This window comes from Pelistega indica (assembly GCF_000506865.1).
Taxonomy (GTDB): Bacteria; Pseudomonadota; Gammaproteobacteria; order Burkholderiales; family Burkholderiaceae_B; genus Taylorella; species Taylorella indica.
Genome location: NZ_AYSV01000121.1, coordinates 1 through 21194, shown reverse-complemented (window position 1 = coordinate 21194; position 21194 = coordinate 1). Strand labels below are relative to the sequence as shown.

19 protein-coding genes and 2 pseudogenes are annotated in these 21194 nt (G+C 39.5%); 6 read left to right on the top strand and 15 right to left on the bottom strand.

Going from position 1 to position 21194, the window contains the following annotated elements:
• Positions 1-112: 112 nt before the first annotated feature.
• The 10 genes from V757_RS26015 to V757_RS25970 form a co-directional block, all read right to left on the bottom strand.
• Complete coding sequence (locus V757_RS26015) at positions 113-1210, bottom strand: hypothetical protein (protein WP_023952906.1); 1098 nt, start codon at positions 1208-1210, stop codon at positions 113-115.
• Positions 1211-1220: 10 nt separating this feature from the next.
• Positions 1221-1691: a hypothetical protein gene (locus tag V757_RS26010; RefSeq protein ID WP_023952904.1), complete on the bottom strand. Its 471-nt coding sequence runs from the start codon at positions 1689-1691 to the stop codon at positions 1221-1223.
• Position 1692: 1 nt separating this feature from the next.
• Complete coding sequence (locus V757_RS26005) at positions 1693-2211, bottom strand: hypothetical protein (protein WP_023952902.1); 519 nt, start codon at positions 2209-2211, stop codon at positions 1693-1695.
• Positions 2212-2472, bottom strand: a complete 261-nt coding sequence (locus V757_RS26000; RefSeq protein ID WP_023952900.1) for a hypothetical protein — start codon at positions 2470-2472, stop codon at positions 2212-2214.
• Between the two features lie 226 nt (positions 2473-2698).
• Entirely contained in the window at positions 2699-4639 is a 1941-nt protein-coding gene (locus tag V757_RS25995) for a hypothetical protein (protein ID WP_023952899.1), read from the bottom strand.
• Between the two features lie 56 nt (positions 4640-4695).
• On the bottom strand, positions 4696-5871 hold the full coding sequence (locus V757_RS25990) for a tyrosine-type recombinase/integrase (protein WP_023952897.1): 1176 nt from the start codon (positions 5869-5871) through the stop codon (positions 4696-4698).
• Positions 5872-6360: 489 nt separating this feature from the next.
• Positions 6361-7203 carry a hypothetical protein gene (locus V757_RS25985; RefSeq protein WP_147628880.1) on the bottom strand — a complete coding sequence of 281 codons (843 nt, stop codon included), beginning with the start codon at positions 7201-7203 and terminating at the stop codon, positions 6361-6363.
• Positions 7204-7594: 391 nt separating this feature from the next.
• Positions 7595-8251 carry a uracil-DNA glycosylase gene (gene ung / locus V757_RS25980; RefSeq protein WP_023952893.1) on the bottom strand — a complete coding sequence of 219 codons (657 nt, stop codon included), beginning with the start codon at positions 8249-8251 and terminating at the stop codon, positions 7595-7597.
• A 264-nt stretch (positions 8252-8515) separates the two neighbouring features.
• Positions 8516-9562, bottom strand: coding sequence for a c-type cytochrome (locus tag V757_RS25975; RefSeq protein ID WP_023952891.1), 1047 nt, complete (start codon positions 9560-9562; stop codon positions 8516-8518).
• A 19-nt stretch (positions 9563-9581) separates the two neighbouring features.
• Positions 9582-10196 carry a c-type cytochrome gene (locus V757_RS25970; RefSeq protein WP_023952889.1) on the bottom strand — a complete coding sequence of 205 codons (615 nt, stop codon included), beginning with the start codon at positions 10194-10196 and terminating at the stop codon, positions 9582-9584.
• A 473-nt stretch (positions 10197-10669) separates the two neighbouring features.
• Between V757_RS25970 and V757_RS25965 the strand changes: the two genes are divergently transcribed.
• Positions 10670-11404 carry a glutathione S-transferase family protein gene (locus V757_RS25965; protein WP_023952887.1) on the top strand — a complete coding sequence of 245 codons (735 nt, stop codon included), beginning with the start codon at positions 10670-10672 and terminating at the stop codon, positions 11402-11404.
• 129 nt (positions 11405-11533) lie between these two features.
• Here V757_RS25965 and V757_RS25960 read toward each other — a convergent pair whose 3' ends face one another.
• From V757_RS25960 to proC, 5 genes and pseudogenes are all read right to left on the bottom strand, one after another.
• Positions 11534-12235: an ABC transporter ATP-binding protein gene (locus V757_RS25960; RefSeq protein ID WP_023952885.1), complete on the bottom strand. Its 702-nt coding sequence runs from the start codon at positions 12233-12235 to the stop codon at positions 11534-11536.
• Between the two features lie 2 nt (positions 12236-12237).
• A pseudogene (gene livG, locus V757_RS25955) lies at positions 12238-13004 on the bottom strand (high-affinity branched-chain amino acid ABC transporter ATP-binding protein LivG).
• Positions 13001-14233, bottom strand: a complete 1233-nt coding sequence (locus V757_RS25950; RefSeq protein WP_023952883.1) for a high-affinity branched-chain amino acid ABC transporter permease LivM — start codon at positions 14231-14233, stop codon at positions 13001-13003. Before V757_RS25950 ends, livG begins: the two are co-directional and overlap by 4 nt.
• Positions 14230-15153, bottom strand: coding sequence for a high-affinity branched-chain amino acid ABC transporter permease LivH (gene livH / locus V757_RS25945; RefSeq protein ID WP_023952881.1), 924 nt, complete (start codon positions 15151-15153; stop codon positions 14230-14232). Before livH ends, V757_RS25950 begins: the two co-directional genes overlap by 4 nt.
• 210 nt (positions 15154-15363) lie before the next feature.
• Positions 15364-16188, bottom strand: a complete 825-nt coding sequence (gene proC / locus V757_RS25940; protein ID WP_023952879.1) for a pyrroline-5-carboxylate reductase — start codon at positions 16186-16188, stop codon at positions 15364-15366.
• Between the two features lie 226 nt (positions 16189-16414).
• On the opposite strand from proC, the gene ugpB reads away from it, so the two are divergent.
• The 5 genes and pseudogenes from ugpB (at position 16415) to tnpB (ending at position 21194) form a co-directional block, all read left to right on the top strand.
• On the top strand, positions 16415-17722 hold the full coding sequence (ugpB, locus tag V757_RS25935; protein WP_023952877.1) for a sn-glycerol-3-phosphate ABC transporter substrate-binding protein UgpB: 1308 nt from the start codon (positions 16415-16417) through the stop codon (positions 17720-17722).
• An 81-nt stretch (positions 17723-17803) separates the two neighbouring features.
• Positions 17804-18686: pseudogene (gene ugpA, locus V757_RS25930) on the top strand (sn-glycerol-3-phosphate ABC transporter permease UgpA).
• Between the two features lie 11 nt (positions 18687-18697).
• The gene (gene ugpE / locus V757_RS25925; RefSeq protein WP_023952875.1) at positions 18698-19543 is read left to right on the top strand and encodes a sn-glycerol-3-phosphate ABC transporter permease UgpE; all 846 of its coding nucleotides are present in this window, start codon (positions 18698-18700) and stop codon (positions 19541-19543) included.
• 12 nt (positions 19544-19555) lie between these two features.
• Positions 19556-20638: a sn-glycerol-3-phosphate import ATP-binding protein UgpC gene (locus V757_RS25920; RefSeq protein WP_023952873.1), complete on the top strand. Its 1083-nt coding sequence runs from the start codon at positions 19556-19558 to the stop codon at positions 20636-20638.
• Positions 20639-20876: 238 nt separating this feature from the next.
• Positions 20877-21194, top strand: coding sequence for an IS66 family insertion sequence element accessory protein TnpB (gene tnpB / locus V757_RS0115075; RefSeq protein WP_023952871.1), 318 nt, complete (start codon positions 20877-20879; stop codon positions 21192-21194).

Below are 21194 nucleotides of genomic sequence, written 5' to 3'. Positions count from 1 at the left end.
GTAAACGTGCCACATACCCCTCTGGGTTTTTTGTCGTAGAACATGCGGCTAATGTCACGGCTACTGTCTCCGCTGCTAACAATACTTTTTCATTTTCAATCTCCTTAAAAAATTAACCAATTTGGTCTGTTATGAGTACACCACCCGTATCAGATCTGGTTCTATCGTCATGAATAATCCTCAGATTGCCAACTCGTGTTGTAGTGCCTGATTTAAACAAATCTCTATAACTAGCCTGAATATGAGTGTCTGATGGTCCTGCTACGCTAGTGCTACTACCTCGATAGGCACCAGTAGAGTCCGTTGTAAACCCTCTCCACTCGTCATGATACCCATCGTTAAGATCATTTGGATGATCCACCTTGATGGTGTATGATGTGTTAGGTTCTAGTCCAGAAACCTCAAATTCATAGCTGCGTCTACCACCGTGTGCAGTAGCTATAAATGAATCTGCCGTTACATAGATAATCGTACCGTAATTACTACCTCCACCACTACTTGAGCTTGCATCGACAAATATCTTGCCATCACTGCCTACTTTAATCGCATTACCTGCATCGCTTGAAATCAACTCGGCAGGATTAATTAAGCCTTTTGCAATCGCTGTTCTGATAGCGTCAGTAAGTTCTGCACATGATGGGATAGTGGCATCTAACGCATGCTCTTGACCTGCACAGTTTTTAAAGTTAACGGTATCGTGGACCACTGTTCTCGCAATACCAGCGATATCTGGAATCGATGCGTTAATCATGTCCTGTGTTTGTGCGCATGATGGGATACATGTGCCTGATGCATGTTTGTTGCCGTCTTTTCCTGTAATAGTAGTCACCGATTCAGGAACATATAATCCACCATCAGAACCCTTACGAGCTTCATTGCCTGCATCTTTAGAAATCGGCATACCGATATTGCCTGCGGCATCGACTACAGCAACCGTTTTAGGGTCAGTAGCCGCTTTATTGCCATTCAAAAATACCCCACCGTCTGAGCCTACCTTGACAACGTTACCTGCATCTTTCGATGCTAAAATACCGTCTTTCGTGATATTCATACAGCTCACCACTGGGGTATCTTCCGTAACATCACGCCCTTTACAATCGGTGGTGAATTTCGTATTTACAAACTCTGGATTAATGATTCGTGGGTCTACAAGCGTGACATCGCTCATGACCTTTGGTAATTCTGGTTCGCCGCAACATTTGCCAGCCATAATAATCTCCTTAGTTACAACCGTGACAACCTGTCACAGCACCAAAAAATAAATCTTTAGGAATGATCGCTGCATGCGTTGTACTCAATCGTGTCATCTGTATAATCGCTGTGCCGACTGCCGTACTTTTCGCTACAGGAATAGGTACGCCTGGAGCAACCTCTTTTTCTGCCTCACCATCATCCAATGCAAGGCGATATACTCCAGGTATTGCCAAAAGTGCTACGTTTTGACATGGATTTAATGCCCATACGCCACATTGAGTAATGTCCTCTACTAACGCAATTTTTGATGGCGGAATACACATCGTCTCTTTACAAGCATTACCAGACGGTACATAGCCATCTGTAAACCGTACTCGTTGCACAACGGCTCGTTGTGAGTTTGCCAAGTTAAATGCTTGTAAGAGCGCTACCTCTCCTTCACCTAATACAAAGACATCACTTACTGGTGAGGTTGATTTTGTATCAAATAAATCCATATCAACCTCCGAAAATAAATCGTTCTGGTAGAGGTACGGCTTTCATGCGTTCCCCCTCTACATAAATCTGGCCAATCATATGTTCATGAGATAACTTAAGGCGGTAATACCCTGGCAATGCAATAATGCCAAATGGTGAGCTACAAACAAGCTCCCAACTATCACAACGAGTAGAGGCTTTAACCTGCTCTCTAATAAGGGAATAATCTGGTACACCGTCAGGACCACAGCACGCATCCCCCTGCGGCATACTAAGGACAATAGGTGAAAAACGATACACTTCTACGCTCTCACATGTCTGCCACTTATCAGGACCGTTATCTACTATCTGCCCACTTAAACCATAGGCACTCAGCAATAAGCTTTCACTGGCATCCACCCTAAACACATCAGACCATTGCGAGGTTGACTTGCTATCAAACAAAACAAACCCCACAGTGCCATTACCTGCTTGAGGTGCTAGCGCTGTATCTGTGGTAGTGGTAACTACACGGCCTGTTTTAATCTCGCACTTTGTCATCTATAGCTCTCGCTTTAATAACTCAATCACGTTCTTGATAATTTGCCACTTTTTAGTTTCCTGCTTAGGTGGCACAAACTGTATTGGATTAGCCCAATACAACCGTTTTACTCCTGCCAGCATGCCACCTGCTTGATACGTGGCCTGTCTGGTACCAAACTCAACGTCAAATGACCCATCAGCATTAATGGCCACGACTTTTCCTGTGCCTAGTAACAAATCCCACACGAGGTCATTCAGTAATATGGGTGATCCATCCATAAAATTCTCCTATATTGGCGAAGTCTAGCCTTGCCGTAGACTTTCCTACATTAGCGTAGTGCTAACTACTCCCCAAAAAAGTGTCCCTACGACGACCCCTCTATAGAACGCACAGTAAGTACACTCTAAGTTTCCACACACGATGGAATACAACGTATCGGGTAACCACATAAGGATTTGTTTAAGGGTTGACTCTTTATCTTCACGCTTCATACTGATTTCTCCGTCATTGTGGTAGTGCTTCTGGTGGGCTTGGAGGTACTTGTCCAATAGCTTGCGCCATTTGGTCTGGATGCGCTGGCATCTCAGCTTGATCATCAACACCCAACTCAGCTAATGGCACTCCGCTTGTCTGTAACGCTTTAGTGACTGCCCAGTTCAATACTTTCGGATCAACTTGACCTGTTTGTGAAAGCTGTGCAATCATTTGTAGGTTTTCTAATGAATTTTGCTTATCGATTTCTTTCTGTAGTAAGCCTTCCATACCTCTAGCTCTAACCATTGAATCGCCTTTGATTGTCTGGTCTTTGCTAAATTTCATGTTGTAGGCAAAATAATTTTTACCCAACGGCTCAAACAACTCTTTATCAAGATTGATTAAGGCGGATTGAACACCTTTTAGTGCGTTACCATACAGCGCCATAATGCCTCGGAATGTACGATTCACGCCCGTACCAACAGGTTGCCCACTCATCGCTGCAGGGATACCCGTATGGCGGTCAGCAAGCTCGGTAAAATACTGCATCACATTAACTAGCTGACCTGAAATATTGGGGACATTATGGAAGTAATGTGCTGGACGACCTCCACCAGCCATATCTGGGTCTGTTGGGATAACCGTTGCACTCATCAATTGCCCTAACTGATCATCGCTCATATACCGTTGAATACGTGCGTAATCCACCTCACCAATAGGAGCTGTACTAAAACCGATATTTTCGATAAGCCCACGATAAGCCGCCATATACGACCGCTCAATATCACGGATAATCTGCCCAATACCATAACCTGCCATCTTGCCTGGCACTCGTTGATAACTAGCAGAATAAATAGGACGAGCTGACATATCAGGGTTTGGATTAAGCATAAGACGTATAGTCCAGCTGCCTAACGTCATCGCTTGGCATTCATAGAACTTCGTATCTTCTACACCTGTCATACCGTAGTTACGCAATTCTCTACCACTTAACGCACCATAATGCACCAATAAATCAATTGAGGTGTCTTGTGGCCAATTTTTAATTGGCATCCTATCCTTATCAGGATTCTGGCTTAGCCAATCTAACGAATGGTCTGGATGATCAAAATACTGCACCGCATTAATAATGTTCTGACGGATAAACCCTGGCAAATCTACACAACGCAATAAATTCATTTTCGTCATGCGAATGCGAATAATGTCACAGGTACCCTTGCCTGCTTGATAGGTATCAGGCGACCAATAGTAATCAAATGGTGATACGTTATAGGCGCTAAGAATAGTCTTAGTACCTGTTGTTGGTGAATTTCCACGCCACTTAAAGACAGGAATCATCTCTGGCATGGGACCAATCATAACGGCGTATGGATATAAAGCAAAATTAGTCAAGAAATCCATCATCTGATTTCTGAACCCAGCTTCTATAAGTTGGTCATCAATCAGCTTTTGCATCCCTTGGCTAGCAATATTAGCAAGCCTAAACTCCTCAGCTAATTGCTCAGCTTTCAGTTGTCTAGCTAACTCAAATACCTGCTCTGGCGTTCCTTCAAACCCAGCCAGCATCTTAGCTCGCATCTTCATAATGACTTGCTGTTTAGCTGATTCATTCAGGTCTGGAATTGGCGTAGGCTCTACAATAAAAGGACTATTATTTGTACTACCAATTAAATCTCGTAGCCATGCCACCAACGTATCCACTTTATGCTTAGTCAAGGACATATGCACATTTGTATTGATACGCTCTTCTAACTCGGCATCGCATGGCTCTGGAATGCTATGGTACTGGTTATAACAATTAACCAGTGATTCCTCTACACTATAACGACCAATCTTGTCACTACGTCGCCATTCGCGAGCACGAGTGTATCTATCCTTCACCATTTGGGCTACTGGATCATAATTCTGGTCGTAATGCTCGCCCGTTTTACGGTGGATTACTTGCTTGTGGTATTGAGCTTCTGTCGTCATGGGGGCATTATGCCCCCTAACTTTTTTAACTTATTGAGGTGTCTGTAGGTGTATTATCACAAGATTGGGTATCCTATGCCCCCTAAACTACCCTCTGCCGACCTCGCTTGGTCATCTAACCAGTTGGCCCATTGGGTCATAATCTCCACACGCTGAGGTAAAAATGTAGCTCTATCGTAGGATTGTTGCGCTGTCTCTTGCCATTTAGTATGAGCAAGCTGCACATCAAGGGGCTTATATCCCCAACCAAAATCTTCTTGCATCACCGTGGTAAATAGACTTCTGTTGCCATGCATGCAGTGCTTGCCCTTTAATCCTAGTATGCTGTCATGGATATAAGAAGTGGAGCTAGTGCTTGGCAGCATCGCCCGATGTCCTCCTTTGAACAGTAAATCATCCTCTCCCAATCTATGCAAAAACTTAAATAGGTCCAATGTAATATCAGCTAATGGGACGATATGGTCTGCATCAGCCTTCATTAAGGCTTTTGGGATTACCCACAACTTATTATCCACATCAATATGACTCCATCTAGCATTGCGCAGCTCAATAGAGCGGGTAGCCGTTAATAAGCTTAGTTTTAAAAATAGTTGTAGCCGTAAGCTTATTTTATTTTTTGGGTGGTGGATAGCCGTAACATAATCACCAACCATTGTCTTATCCATGCAAGGAAATGGCGTATATGTCAGTGTGGGTAAAAGCCGATGTAATCGTGCCGCTGGGTTCTGTTCTATCTGTCCTATATCTATAGCAAGCTCAAAGATTAAATTCAATAATCTCTTTACCGAATGGGGAATAGATTTTTTATCGCTATTAGACACACGTTCAATTTCAAAAGCTAACATCTTTGGTGTGACTTCATCCACATAGGCATGCTGTAAGGGTTTTGATAACTTAGCAAACGTTGTGGGTAAATTTCTATCTCGTTTATACCCTTTAGAAGCTCGCCAACCCTCCACACGCGCATAAACATCCGTAACGGTTAGTCGATGTGATGTGGGTAAAAGCGGAGACTCTTTAAAATGTGCCCATTGTTCTCTCGCTGATGCTAATGAAACTTCTGGATATGCACCTAATGATTTCGTTTGCTCTTTACCCCCCACTCGATAGCGTCCATGCCAATACTTGCTGCCATTGGGATGAACAACGAGTGTAAGCCCTTTGCCATCAGCAAATTTTTGTACTTTGTCCGTTGCAACAAATGCCCTACACTGACGTTCTGTAAGTGCCATTTTTCCACCTGTCTAGATTGTGTTTATAGGCTAAAGTATACATAACTTTTTACCCACAGTCTAGATTGTGCTTTTACCCACGTTTTTACCCGCTTTGTGTTTTAGTTTAGATAAATCAGCTTAAGACAAGTTAAGACAAGCCATATACAAAATCTAGCGTATTTATGCCTTAAATCCCTTATATATAGGACTTCTTCGGCATATTTAAAACAAAAAATGTTGGCTACTATAGAAACAATGACAATATACTCTGTCATTGCCTGACCAAGTCGTTTTGAGGATAATTTGGGGGATGTAGTGATAGACATATAAGCTCCTTAGAAATATTCAGAGCTTATAGTGTCCTGTAAAAATCAATTAAAAACTATTCGTAAAATTAGCATTGGATAAAGCTGTCATACCTCAAACTTATTTTCGCAAAGATGGTTTTATATCACTCCTCGTTGCCATAAACTTTTACGTTTCATGATAGACTCCTTTACAAATAGGCTATAACACACTTCCTTTTTCAACTCTATAGGTTTTAATCAACGATTTTTCTGGGGGTAATTTATCATATTTCTTGAGCACATCAATTTTCAAATACGCATTTGGCTCATCAGTCTTATTGTTTGCCTCATAGTGATTATTACGTTGATTAATATGATAATCGCCTAAGTCAATCCTCCTCTGTATATCTTCTACCTCCATATCATCCGTATTTAACAATTTATAGTCAGCGTTAAAAGCTTGCTGATAATACATTTCTGCCTCTTTAAGAAACTCAGCATCCTCTCCTTCCTGTGGTAAGGCTTCTTTATAAATGATTTGCTGCGGATTTTCTGGTGAAGATAGTCCATTTTGTACTAATAGATATTCAGTCGTAGGAACAAATTGACTAGAGCCAACATAGTCAATATAGATATCATTGTATAATCCAAGGTTAAAAGCGACTATCTCATCATTTGGTTCGCCCTTAGCTAATAAGAAAAACTCTTTAGATGTCAACGCATGCTGAAACTTATAAGGGGGAGGCGTTTCCTCTGTTTCTTTAACGACCCTCTGTAATTTATCGGCTTGAAAACCAAAATATACTTCATCATAAGGACCGCTAGAAAAAAGAAATCGAACATCATGAACAATGTCAGGATTTTTTCTAGCATATACCTGAAACCTTGATGTAGGATTCATTGGCTTTAAAATAAGCTTATATCCATTCGTTTGCTCCATTTCCCATTTGCCAACCACCAAGGTAGCAAAAGCTATCTGAACAAATTGTTGATTTTCTAAAATGGCTAACGTACTGCCTCCCATCCCGTCACTACTACTATCAGGAAAACGATAAAGTCCCACTACATCATGTTGGATAGAGGCATTGGCAGGAGTAAATGAAAAAAGCAGGATAAAGACGAAAAAAGGTTTTAATTAAATGAATAAATTGTTGAGGACAAAAAAAAACAAGCTTACAAGGTATGCAAAATATTTTTTTGCATAACGCTCTCCCTTTGAACAAAATTACTTTATCTAACAAAATTAGGATAATTTTTATTTTTTATATGTCTTTAATAGATTTATTGTCGTTTAATAGCTATCTTTAGTAATGCTAATCTAAGCAATTATAAAAATTCCATTACCCAAAAAACTAGTAAAAACCCTAAAATTCACCCTAAAAATAGCTAATATTCATACCATTATGCTAATAAGCTATTCATTGCTCGTAAGATTTACAGCGACCTCAACCTAGCTACACTTGCCAATCGATTGGGGTCTCTCCTCTATTAACAAGATAGGCATTTGTTTGAGAAAAATGGTGATTCCCTAAGAAACCACGATGAGCAGATAGTGGTGAAGGATGAGCACTTGTCAATACTAAATGTTTTTGTCTATCTATTAGTGCCCCTTTTTTTTGTGCATGGCTACCCCATAATAAAAATACCACGCCCTCTCGTTCCTCATTTAGTACCTGAATCACCTTATCAGTAAATCTCTCCCATCCCCAACTGGCATGAGAATGTGCCAATCCTGCTTGTACAGTAAGAACAGTATTTAATAGTAGCACTCCTTGATCCGCCCATTTTTTTAAATAACCATGTAATGGAATTTTGAAACCAGAAATATCGCGTGATAGCTCTTTATAGATGTTTTTTAATGAAGGCGGAATATCTACCCCCTCTTGAACGGAGAAAGCCAATCCATGCGCTTGATTAGGTCCATGATAAGGATCTTGTCCCAAAATGACGACTTTCACCTCTGCAAAATTAGTATAACGAAAAGCATTAAATACATCTTTAGCGGCAGGATAGATCGTCCCTAATTGCCTTGCATGATGAACTTTATCAAGTAACTGAATAAAGTATTCTTTCTGCTTTTCTGCACCAATCGCTTCTACCCAAGTTTGCATACTTCTCTCTCATAAGTAAGATGAACTATCATACAAAAGTTTAACTAATTACACCAGAAAAAATAGAGTCTATAACTAATAATAATTACAAGTTATGACTGTAGATGAAGAGCTGTCCTTTCGGCGTGCTGATTTTCATGAATAAGAAAAGCAGCTCGTCAAAATCCAACCACGCTCTATAAACAATCTGAGCCTGTAATCAAGGCTGATTACAGGCTCTAGCTTTAAATAGTAGAAAGACTATCTACAGTTCAAACATGGCAATTATTTTGCTTGACCAGAAAAATCTCTTGATCGTAATGCATCAGGCTTTAAGAAGTCTTTATGACCCACATTCTTATGATTACCCAATAATTTACCATTTACTTCCAAACCATAAAGCGTATCCTTATGGAACGTTTTTTCATATTTAGCACGAGTTTCTTTAACATCCTCAGTATAACGAGGATCTTGAGGTCTCTCCTGGCCATCAACATACTGTGCAAGATCCCAAGCTTCTTGATCCGTCAAACTCGGCGCCTTACCCAGTGGCATATTGTATTTAATAAAGGCAGCTAGCGTAAATACACGTGCTGCACCAGCTCCCCAGTTAAATGAGTCATCACCCCACAAGGCTGGGAATTGTACTTTACCATTCTGCACCAAACCAGCCCCATTTTCACCGTGACACGCAGCACAATTCTGTTCATATAATGCCTTACCTCGCGCAAAATCAGGTTTCTCAGCAGGATCTTTAAGTTTTGGATAGCCTCGACCATATAACTTCACGTCTGGATACACCGGCACACCTTTAGCCAACCATTGATGATACGCTGTTAATGCCACCATATCATCACTGCCATACTCAGGTGGTTTTCCATTCATTGAGAAACTAAAACAGCCAACAATTCGCTCTTCAAGATTATTCACATGACCATTTTTGCCACGAAAATCAGGTAAGGTCACAACTGCAGCCCAAACAGGTCCAGCAAACGGACGTCGGCCTTCACCCATATGACAACTGACACAGTTCATATTGTTAAAAACATTCTTACCTTTAAGCTGTTGAGTATTTGTAAACAAATCATACCCTCTTTTGATTGCCTCTTTTAATTTAGGATGAATATTAGAAGCTTCTAAGTCAGCCATTGACGGTGGAATATGCACAAACTCATCATCTTTAGGCTCAGGCGCATTAGGCAACATTGCTTTTAACGTTGCTCGCTCTTCTGGCGTAAGATCTTTACCCATTTTACTAATTTGAACAGCATGAGCTTGCGAAGCAAAAACACCTGCTAGAATAAAACTTAATACCGAAAATTTTCTTAACATATGCTTTCCCCTGACTTAATTATTTAGCGACTGTTGCAGGTTGAGATGCAAACCAAAGCGATACAGCTTGAATATCTTTTTCAGATAATCGATTGGCAATAGGCTTCATTAGACCAAGTAAATCATTGTTACGTGTACCTTTTTGCCATGCTTCTAATTGTTGCTTAATATATTCAGGTGCTTGACCATTCAAATTAGGGAAATTAACGCCACTACCATACGCATTTTCACCATGACACTGTGCACAGGCAGGAATATAACGATCCCAATCACCTTTTGTCATCAATTGTTGACCTAACTCAAGTAACTCTTTATCACTTTCTTGAGGGGTAAATGTATCATGTACAACGGGTAAACTCGCAAAATAATTTGCTACGTCTTTTATTTGTTCATCATTAAGCATAGATACTATTGGTTTCATAGTGACATTGTCACGGGTACCATCTTTAAAGGCGTGAAGTTGTTTTACAAAGTAAGTAGGATTTAAGCCTGTAATACGTGGTCTTGTTTCCACGTTAGCAACAACCTGACCTCTTCCATCAGGCATATGACAGGCTGCGCAAACGGCAGCAACTTGTTTGCCCCTTTCTATCGATTGAGCATCTTGAGCAATACTCGGCAATGGGGATAACAAGGAAACTATTGTAAGTTAAAAAAAATAATTTTTTCATCACCTCTCCTCTACTAAATTAATACTAATCTACTATTCGTTACTTATAACCATAAGTAATACAAATAACCCTATTAGACTTTTCTATCATATAAGGAATATGATAGCCTTTATTCTTTTTCATAACAATAAGGAATATCCTTATTTCCCTTGGAAATTATTATTTTTATCTAAAAATTTACTTATTAACACTTAAAAAATCCCCTATTAATTTATTAAAAATAATAGTTATTTTTTAACACTCAAAGACTATCTCACCACTTTTATTACACTGTCATTCCTAAAATAAATTCATTGTGGTAATAAAAATACATCACTATCGTAAGTTAGCATTTTTTAACATCAGTTTGAGTGATAATGCTATGTTTTATATAAGTTTTAAGTAGTTTCACGTAAAATAAAGTTTGGTATTCTCAAATTAACATTGAAGGGAACATATGATTACAATCCACCGTTTAGAAGCGCCTGGAGCTTATCGCACAGTATGGTTACTTGAAGAATTACAACTTACCTATCAAATTGGACATGTTTCACAGGATAATCCAAATGCGAACCTTTTTTCCCGCTCACAAGTGGCTTTAACCGATGGTTCTGAAACGATTGTGGGGGCTTACGCAATTGCTGATTACTTATTAAGTCGTTACGATAGAATGGGATTGCGCCCACCAATGGCATCTGCTCAATACACACTTTATCAACAATGGATTAATCATATTGAAGCAGACTTGATACCTTTATTTAATTTATATACTCAATCCGAAAAACTAGCTAATTCACGTGTACCATTTTTTGCACGCTCAATTCTTAAAAAAGCAGTGACAACCGCACTAAGCAATCCAAGTGCTGCTGATATTGAACAAAGCCTGCAACACATTGAGCGTAACTTAAATGAACATGGTTGGACCTGTGGTAGCTATTTCACCGCTGCTGATATTCAATTGAGCTATGTTCTTGAACAAGCTAAAGCAAAAGGAATGATTAACGAAACTAGCTTCCCTAATATTTATTATTTTTTAGAAGCTATTAACAATCGTCCTGCTTATAAAACTACTAAAGAAAAAATTGGCAACACTTCTTCCGAAGTTATACAGTCTGATACGCCTCTTGAACTCACTGACGACAACACCACTAAGGCAACTGGTGATGATGAACTTGATGAAAGTGATGACTAGAGAAGAAAATAAGTCTTAATGACCTAACTATTCTATAAAAATAAATTATTTTTTATATAAAATTTCCCCCATAATGAACACTATCTTTAGGAATCAATATGGGGGATAAGTTTATGGATAACCAGATTATTAATGTCCTAGATAAGCTTTACGAACATCGTCATTCACTAATAAATTGGCACCCGTATCTTCTAATACAACACGCCCTGTTTCTAGCACATAGCCACGATCAGCAACCTGCAAGGCTTTATTAGCATTTTGCTCAACCAAGAACACAGTAATACCCTGCTGACGAATAGTTTGAATAATTTCAAAAATTTGCGCAATAATTAATGGGGCAAGTCCTAATGTTGGCTCATCTAATAATAATAATTTTGGACGGCTCATTAATGCACGACCAATAGCTAACATCTGTTGCTCACCACCAGACATCGTGCCAGCACGTTGATTAGCCCTTTCCTCTAAGCGAGGAAACAAAGCAAAAACATGTGCGATACCTTCTTCGATTTCTTGTTTATCTAGAAAGAAACCACCCATTTTCAAGTTTTCTACTACGGTTAAGGCAGGAAAAACTCGACGCCCTTCTGGTGAAATTGCGATATCTTTACGCATAATGACATGTGTCTCGTGTTGTGTGACATCTTCACCAAATAGGAAAATTTTTCCTTCTGATGCTCTTGGATTACCACAAACCGTTTTCAATAAAGTGGTTTTACCAGCACCATTAGCACCAATCAAGGTAACTATCTCACCTTCATTAACCTCAATACTCACATTATGCAAAGCTTGAATAGCACCATAATGTGCACTGACATTTTCTAACTTTAGCACGGCTATTCTCCCAAATATGCTTTAATTACTTGAGGATCATTTTGAACTTCTTGTGGTAAACCAGTTACCAAAGGACGCCCCATTTCCATCACCATAATACGATCCGAAATATCCATAATCAGACTCATATCATGTTCAATTAATAGTACTGATATATCAAATTCTCGTCTAAGTTGATCAATCATCTTAGCTAAGTCTTTCTTCTCTTGAGGATTTAACCCTGCGGCTGGTTCATCAAGCAATAAAAGCTTGGGTTTTGTAATCATACAACGGGCAATTTCCAAGCGACGTTGGTGACCATAGGCAAGATTACCCGCTTCACGATTAGCGAACTCTTTTAAACCCATAAACTCAAGCCATCGAACAGCATTGTCTAACGCTTCTTTTTCACTACGTTTATAAGAAGGTAACTTAAATAAACCTGCTAAAAACCCTGCGGAATAAATGGTTAATGTTGAGCAACTAAGAGATTTTCTAATACCGTCAAATTCTTAAATAGTCGTACGTTTTGAAAGGTTCTCACCAAACCATGATTAGCAACAACATGACTTGGTTTACCGGTAATATTTTCACCAAATAAAGAAATATGCCCCTCAGAAGGACTATAAAAACCACTAACGCAGTTAAAGACTGTCGTTTTACCTGCACCGTTAGGCCCAATAATTGAGAAAATCTCATGTTTATGCACATCGAAGGTTACCTGATCAACGGCAACTAATCCTCCGAAACGCATTACTAAATTTTGCACAGATAATATCGTTTCACTCATGCTGAAATCTCCACGTGAGGACGTTTAATAGGTAACAATCCTTGTGGACGCCACATCATCATTAATACCATCACTAAACCAAAAATTAACATACGATACTCTGCAAACTGACGAGCCATTTCAGGGAGAACAGTCAATAAGATTGCAGCAAAAATTACCCCAACTTGAGATCCCATACCACCTAATACGACTATCGCCAAAATTAATGCTGACTCAATGAATGTAAATGATTCTGGATTGACTAGGCCTTGGCGAGCTGCAAAGAAGGCACCACCAAAACCAGCACACATAGCCCCTAAAGTAAATGCCGATAATTTAACTTTAGTCGGATTGAGTCCTAATGATCGGCAAGCAATTTCATCTTCACGAAGTGCCTCCCATGCACGACCAATAGGCATTCTCACTAAGCGATTAGATAACAGTAAGGTAAGAACGGCCAATGCCAATGCCATTAGATATAAATAAATGACTACATCCATATTATCAAACTTCCACCCCATCAATTGGTGGAAAGTTTGCTCACCTTCTGGTGCACGACGTGCCATGGTATAGCCCAAAACTGAAGGTTTAGGAATACCATTAATTCCGTCAGGACCACCTGTCCATTCATTTAAATTGACTAATAATAAACGAATGATTTCACCAAACCCCAATGTCACAATGGCCAAATAGTCACCACGCAAACGTAGCACAGGGAACCCCAATAAGAATCCAAATAATGCAGCCATTACTCCTGATAAAGGTAATGCCTCCCAGAATGTCCAGCCAGCCCAATGAAATAACAAGGCATAGGTATAAGCGCCTACCGCATAGAACCCTACAAAGCCTAAATCCAATAAGCCCGCAAAGCCCACTACAATATTTAGCCCTAACCCTAGCATGATATAAATAAGCACGAGTGTCGCAATATCGACTGAAACACGGTTACTAAAAAAAGGCCAAATAACGGCAATGGACACAACAACCAATAAAATTAGATTAATTTTTTTCGGACTAAATGTTGGCCATTGTGGCAAAGTCATTTTATTAAAAGTGGCGCTCTTTTGTAATAAAGGTTGTACCAACAGCTGGAATAAAAATACTAATAAACATCCCCAAGCAACAACACTATAGTGAGGTTCAATAACAGTTCCAATACCTTGACGTTTCAGTGTTAATCCAAAAATCGGTACAGCTAAAATAGCTGTCAAGGCCGTACTAAAAAAAGCGTTTTTTAAATTTTTAATCATACTTTTTCTACCTCTGGCTTGCCTAGTAAACCACTAGGTCTAAATAAAAGAATAAGAACAAGTAAGCCAAAGGCTACAATATCTTTATATTCAGAAGAAATATACGCTGCCGCGAAAGTTTCTGCGATACCTAATAAAACACCACCTAAAATAGCGCCAGGGATGCTACCAATACCACCTAATACTGCCGCCGTAAATGCTTTAATACCAGCAATAAATCCGATAAATGGATTTAATTTACCAATGGCAATGGCAATTAGCACTCCACCAACAGCGGCTAATACAGCACCCAGTACAAATGTGAATGAGATAACTTTATTAGTATCAATGCCTAACAAATTAGCCATTTGCATATCTTGAGAACACGCACGCGAAGCACGACCCATTTTAGAATTTTTGATATAAAGCGTCAGTGCTACCATCAATGCAAATACCACCACAATAATCAATAGTTTTGCATATGAAAGTGTTAGACTAAAATCCCCCCACTCGATATGATATGCGCCAGGCAGAATATTTGGTACTGCCACATCTTTTGCACCTTGCCCTAAAGCCACCCAGTTCTGTAAGAAAATAGACATACCAATTGCTGAAATGAGTGATACTAGCCGTGGGCTATTACGCAAAGGGCGATAGGCTACTTTTTCAACAGTATAACCATAACAACCCGTCACGAACGCTGCAATCACAATCATGCTCATAATCAATAAAGGCACAGGTATATCTCCCCCCACACCTAAAGCGGTGAGAGTAATTAACCCAACATAAGCACCAATCATATAAATTTCGCCATGGGCAAAGTTAATCATACCAATGATGCCATATACCATCGTATATCCAATTGCAATCATCGCATAAATAGCCCCTAAAGAGAGACCATTAAATAATTGCTGGAGAAATTGAGGTAAAAAGTTGTCCATTCCTACTCCAGTTAATACAAAATTACTAATAAATAAATCGTAAATCGCTTATTTTAATAACTAATAATAAAAATTTATACTAGGTTTAACGCTAGGATTTTACGTTACGATTAAAAAATTAATGCATTAAATTCCCTTAAAATGCACCATAAAAATGCACACTAATAACTTAATGCCAAATAACTTATCACTAAACAATATCCTTCTACCTCAGCCATGTTGTGAGAGTTCTTGAGACAACTCCTCTGCTCGTCTTGATGCAGCTAGCATTGCTTCTTCAACCATTTGAGCAAATCCTTTTTGTTCAAATTGTGCTAAAGCTGCCGCCGTTGTCCCTCCCTTAGAAGTAACATTTTTTCTCAATACCTCTGGTGAATCAGGTGATTGCTTTGCCAATAGCGCTGACCCAAGGATGGTTTGAATAGCCGATGCTTTAGCCGCTTCTTCAGTTAGACCCAATTTCATTGCTCCTGCGATCAATGATTCTATGAATAGAAATACATAAGCAGGACCACTGCCAGATAAGGCAGTCACTGCATTTAATAAGTTTTCATCATTGACACGAACCACTTGTCCAACAGCCTCTAATAGCTGCGTAGCTAAACCAATAGATTCTTGACTCACTCCTGAGCACGCATATAAACCAGTAACACCCTGCCCTATCATTGAAGGAGTATTGGGCATCGTACGGATTAAATTAGTATGATTTAACCATTCACATAGAGTTGTTGTCGTTAAGCCAGCTGCCACACTAATAACCAATGTATCTGGTTTAAGATAGGATTTGGTCTGATCAATAGCCTCCTTCATGGTTTGAGGTTTAACAGCATAAATCCATACTTGGCAATTAGATAATTGAGCTGTTGGTGTAGCATGTACTTGAACCCCCAAGGCTTGCCAAGGTTGCTTAGAGCGCTCACTATGATCTACTACATATAAATCTACATTCTGTACATTTGTAGCAAGAATACCACTACCTAATGCTCTTGCCATATTTCCACCACCAATAAAACCAATGGTTACTTTTTCGCTCATATAGCCTAACCTCTCTATAGATAAGATAAATAAAATACTTTTTTGCAGTTACTATAGTATGTCCTATTATGTATCACAATAAAATCCGTATAATCATGTAAAATTTTTTAAATTTTATAATAAAGACTTCACACATTTGTCACATACAAGTAATATTATGGTGCTCAGCTACAAGATGTGGCATCTTTATTTAGTAAGTTTGCACTCAATTATGGAGAGACAACTCATGAAATTTTTTCCCAAAGCACTATCATTAGCAACCCTATTAGCCGTAACTGGTACAGCTTCTGCTGCTACAGAAATCTCTTTCTGGCATTCTATGGAAGGAGCCTTAGGTGAACGCGTAAACGAAATCGTTGAAGGCTTTAACAAAAGCCAATCTGACTATAAAGTTGTAGCCACCTACAAAGGTAATTATGGCGAATCAATGAATGCTGGTATTGCTGCCTATCGTGCTGGTCAATCACCAGACATTATTCAGGTATTTGAAGTAGGTACAGCAACAATGATGTTCTCAAAAGGTGCAATCAAACCTGTTCAAGAAATGAGTGAAGAAGCTGGCAACCCTATCGATCCAGCTAAATTTGTACCTGGTATCGCTGGTTACTACTCAGAAGCTAATGGTAAACTAGCTTCTATGCCTTTTAACAGCTCTACTCCAGTGTTCTACTATAACAAGGACTTATTTGCAAAAGCTGGTTTAGACGTTAATAACCCACCAAAAACATACCAAGAAATCAACGAAGCAGCGAAAAAATTAAAAGCCGCTGGTGCAGAATGTGGTTACACAACATCTTGGCCTTCATGGGTTTTAGTAGAAAACTTCGGTGCATTACATAATGTTCCTTTTGCTTCTAAAAATAACGGTTTCGGTGGTTTAGATGCACGTGTTGATTTAACACAAGATGCTTTTGTGAAAAACTTTGAGTACTTAGCTCAAATGGCTAAAGATGGTACATTCACATATGCAGGTCGTGGTGATGCCGCTAATGGTCTATTCTCATCTGGTAAATGTGCTATGTTCACTGGTTCTAGTGGTTCACGTGCTGGGTTTATGAAAAATGCTAAATTTGAATTTGGTATTTCTAAATTACCTTACAATAGTGATATCGTTCAAAAACCTCAAAACAGTGTGATTGGCGGTGCATCACTATGGGTTTTCAATAAAAAATCAGCAGAGACTTACAAAGGTGTAACGGCTTTCTTCCACTATATTTCTAGTACAGAAGTGGCTGCTAAATGGCATCAAGAGACAGGTTATGTTCCTGTTGTGAAAGCTGCTTATGAAGCAACAAAAGCATCTGGCTTCTATGAGAAAAACCCAGGCACTGACGTTCCATTTGAACAATTAAACGTAGAAACAACAGATGCGTCTCGTGGTGTTCGTTTAGGTTTCTTACCTCAAATTCGTGATATCCAAGAAGGCGAAATGGAAAACTTATTTGCAGGTAAAGTATCTGTAAAAGATGCTTTAGCTGATATGACTAAACGTGATAATGAATTATTAGAGCGTTTTGAGAACAGCAATAAGTAATTCTTCGTATATAATTAATTGCTCTTTTCGAGGTACTGCGGGAATGTCTCCCGCAGTATTCATTATAAGGTTCGTCAATTTATGGAAAAACGAGTCGTCTTTACACACAAGGCACTTCCCTATTTACTATTAACGCCACAATTGGCGATTACGCTTATTTTTTTCTTCTGGCCTGCTGGTCAAGCTATTTGGAAATCTTTTTTTATTTGAAGGAGCTTTCGGTGGTGATGCCGAATTTGTTGGGCTAAGCAATTACATTGCTCTCTTCAATGATCCTCATTATTATCAATCATTCTGGGTAACGATGATTTTCTCATCTTTAGTCGCCGTGATTGGTTTATCTGTTGCTTTGTTACTTGCCGTAATGGCTGATAGAGTGGTCAAATTTGCGACTACCTATAAAACCTTAATTATTTGGCCTTATGCTGTTGCTCCTGCTGTCGTCGGGGTACTTTGGGTATTTATGTTCTCCCCTGCTGTCGGGACAGTGGCTGTTTACCTAACTCGATTAGGCATTGATTGGAATCCGCAATTAGATGCAACAGATGCCATGGTATTAGTTGTCATGGCAGCGATCTGGAAGCAAATTTCCTATAATTTCTTATTCTTTTTAGCTGGATTACAATCTATCCCTCGCTCTCTCATTGAAGCCGCTGCCATTGACGGTGCTTCGCCTCGCAGACGTTTCTGGACTATTGTTTTTCCGTTATTATCACCAACAACATTCTTCTTATTGGTGATAAATATGGTTTATGCCTTTTTCGACACCTTTGCGATTATTGATATCACCACGCAAGGTGGTCCAGGATCATCAACCAATATTCTTGTTTACAACGTATACAAAACCGCCTTCAAATCATTTGATTACGGTTCATCAGGCGCTCAATCTGTCATTCTATTATTGATGGTTATTGTGCTAACTGTCATTCAATTCCGTTACGTTGATCGTAAAGTTCAATACTAAGGAGATACTTAATGGTTGAACGTCGTCCCTGGTTAGATTTTGTTGCACACGCTACCTTAATTATTGGTTTAGCACTAGTGGCCTTCCCTCTTTATATTGCATTTGTTGCATCAACACAAACAGCTCAAGAAGTAGCGAATGCGCCTATGTCACTATTGCCTGGCTCTCATTTTATCGAAAACTACAGCAATGCTTTAATTGGTGGTGGAAGAGCTAATGCCACCCCTGTCAGCAATATGTTATGGGTAAGTTTTGTCACAGCAATGATTATTGCTGTCGGTAAAATCACTATCTCCATGCTATCTGCCTTTGCTATTGTTTATTTTAGATTTCCTCTCAGAATGGTATGCTTTTGGCTGATTTTTATCACCCTCATGTTACCTGTAGAAGTACGGATTTCTCCAACATTTGAAGTCGTAGCTAGTCTAGGTCTTGTCAATACCTATGCGGGCTTAACATTACCATTAATTGCTTCTGCAACAGCTACTTTCTTATTCCGTCAATTCTTCTTGACAGTTCCAGATGAGTTAGTAGAGGCTGCACGCATTGATGGTGCTGGACCAATGCGCTTTTTCAAAGATATCCTTTTTCCTCTATCACGTACCAGTATAGCTGCTTTATTTGTTATTCAATTCACCTACGGCTGGAATCAATACCTATGGCCACTCGTCATGAAAACCTCAGAAGATTATACCCCTATCGTTTTGGGTATTCGCACGATGATTAGTGGTGGTGATGGCGTAACTAGCTGGAATTTAGTTATGGCCACAGCAATTTTAGCGATGTTGCCACCTGGGCTAGTCGTCTTATTAATGCAGAAATGGTTTGTTAAAGGCCTTGTTGACACAGAAAAATAAAGGAATGCAATTATGGCAACATTAAATTTTAAAAACGTAAAGAAAGTTTATCCTGGAAATGTCGCGGTCATCCATGGCGTTGATTTAGAAGTTAAAGATGGTGAGTTTATTGTTATTGTTGGACCTTCAGGCTGTGGTAAATCAACATTAATGCGTATGGTTGCTGGTCTTGAATCTGTATCAGATGGACAAATCGAGATTGATGGTAAAGTGGTCAATGACTTAGAGCCTGCTGATCGTGATATTGCAATGGTTTTCCAAAATTACGCACTCTACCCTCATATGTCTGTTTATGAAAATATGGCCTATGGTCTTAAAATTCGTAAACTTAGCAAGGAAGAAATTGATAAACGGGTTCAAGAAGCGGCTAAAATTCTAGAACTAAGCCATCTACTTGATCGTCGTCCACGCCAGCTTTCAGGTGGACAACGTCAACGCGTCGCCATGGGTCGTGCTATTGTCCGAGAACCCAAGGTCTTCTTGTTTGATGAACCACTTTCGAATCTTGATGCTAAATTACGTGTACAAATGCGTCTTGAAATTCAGAAATTACATCAACGCTTAAAGACCACCAGTCTGTACGTTACTCATGACCAAGTAGAGGCGATGACTCTAGCACACCGAATGGTTGTCATGAATAAGGGCTATGCAGAGCAAATAGGTACACCTGTTGAGGTTTTTGAACGACCAGCTTCCACTTTTGTGGCAAGTTTTATTGGTTCTCCACCAATGAACCTGATCAATGTGACGGTTGATGAACAAGGTATTATTAAAAGCGAATCTGGTATGTTGATGAACATTGATAATCAGGCTATCAATTCATCTGTTAAAGGGCAAAATGTTATTTTAGGTATTCGCCCTGAGCACCTCAGCCTACATATACCACAATTTCCTGTATCTGTAGAGATGGTAGAAATCTTAGGTTCGGAACAATTAATTCACTGTAAGTTAGATAATCAATCATTAGTACTCCGTGCTGATTTGCATGAAACAGATGGCATGAATATCAAAGCGGGTGATACGATTAAGATTGGTAGCAATCCAAAGTTCCCATTACACTGGTTTAATAAAGAAACTGGTCGTCGAATAGATTAAGAAGAAGATTGTCGTCTTACTAGCCACCCAACCTGTACTGTCAGTTGATAAGTACAGGTTTTTTTTGTTATCTACATTATCGGCAAACTGTATAAGTTTTCTAATACGTCTGTATGAACTGTGTTTTGTTATCTGCATTACATCATCAGCAAATAGACAGTAAGCGTCCGGTGAACACATGTATTCATTCCTGCTAAATTGCGCGACACTAAGGTTTTGTGTATGTTAGGAGAAATCAATGCCGTCTTTAATGCGTATCGAGACCGCCCAACGAGTGGGAATTCAAGAGCAAGCGTCTAGCCTACTGGCACTAGATAGAATCATCCTGGTGAGTGAGGCGACAGATTTACGAGCAGGGATGGATACCTTGCGCACTAAGGCAATTCAGCGCTTTGGTCAGGTGGCACCTCACGAAGCCTATGTGTTTATGAATCGCACGCACACGCTTCTTAAATTACTCATGCACGATGCGATGGGGTCGTGGCTATGTGTTCGTCGACTACATGAAGGACGCTTTCACGGTGCAGGCTCACGGATGAATCCGGCACTGTCCTGA

Bases quoted from the DNA above. Each gene is read 5' to 3' on its own strand.
- V757_RS26015 (WP_023952906.1), bottom strand. From the start codon at position 1,210: ATGGCTGGCAAATGTTGCGGCGAACCAGAATTACCAAAGGTCATGAGC.
- V757_RS26010 (WP_023952904.1), bottom strand. From the start codon at position 1,691: ATGGATTTATTTGATACAAAATCAACCTCACCAGTAAGTGATGTCTTT.
- V757_RS26005 (WP_023952902.1), bottom strand. From the start codon at position 2,211: ATGACAAAGTGCGAGATTAAAACAGGCCGTGTAGTTACCACTACCACA.
- V757_RS26000 (WP_023952900.1), bottom strand. From the start codon at position 2,472: ATGGATGGATCACCCATATTACTGAATGACCTCGTGTGGGATTTGTTA.
- V757_RS25995 (WP_023952899.1), bottom strand. From the start codon at position 4,639: ATGACGACAGAAGCTCAATACCACAAGCAAGTAATCCACCGTAAAACG.
- V757_RS25990 (WP_023952897.1), bottom strand. From the start codon at position 5,871: ATGGCACTTACAGAACGTCAGTGTAGGGCATTTGTTGCAACGGACAAA.
- ung (WP_023952893.1), bottom strand. From the start codon at position 8,251: ATGCAAACTTGGGTAGAAGCGATTGGTGCAGAAAAGCAGAAAGAATAC.
- V757_RS25975 (WP_023952891.1), bottom strand. From the start codon at position 9,562: ATGTTAAGAAAATTTTCGGTATTAAGTTTTATTCTAGCAGGTGTTTTT.
- V757_RS25965 (WP_023952887.1), top strand. From the start codon at position 10,670: ATGATTACAATCCACCGTTTAGAAGCGCCTGGAGCTTATCGCACAGTA.
- V757_RS25950 (WP_023952883.1), bottom strand. From the start codon at position 14,233: ATGATTAAAAATTTAAAAAACGCTTTTTTTAGTACGGCCTTGACAGCT.
- livH (WP_023952881.1), bottom strand. From the start codon at position 15,153: ATGGACAACTTTTTACCTCAATTTCTCCAGCAATTATTTAATGGTCTC.
- proC (WP_023952879.1), bottom strand. From the start codon at position 16,188: ATGAGCGAAAAAGTAACCATTGGTTTTATTGGTGGTGGAAATATGGCA.
- ugpB (WP_023952877.1), top strand. From the start codon at position 16,415: ATGAAATTTTTTCCCAAAGCACTATCATTAGCAACCCTATTAGCCGTA.
- ugpE (WP_023952875.1), top strand. From the start codon at position 18,698: ATGGTTGAACGTCGTCCCTGGTTAGATTTTGTTGCACACGCTACCTTA.
- V757_RS25920 (WP_023952873.1), top strand. From the start codon at position 19,556: ATGGCAACATTAAATTTTAAAAACGTAAAGAAAGTTTATCCTGGAAAT.
- tnpB (WP_023952871.1), top strand. From the start codon at position 20,877: ATGCCGTCTTTAATGCGTATCGAGACCGCCCAACGAGTGGGAATTCAA.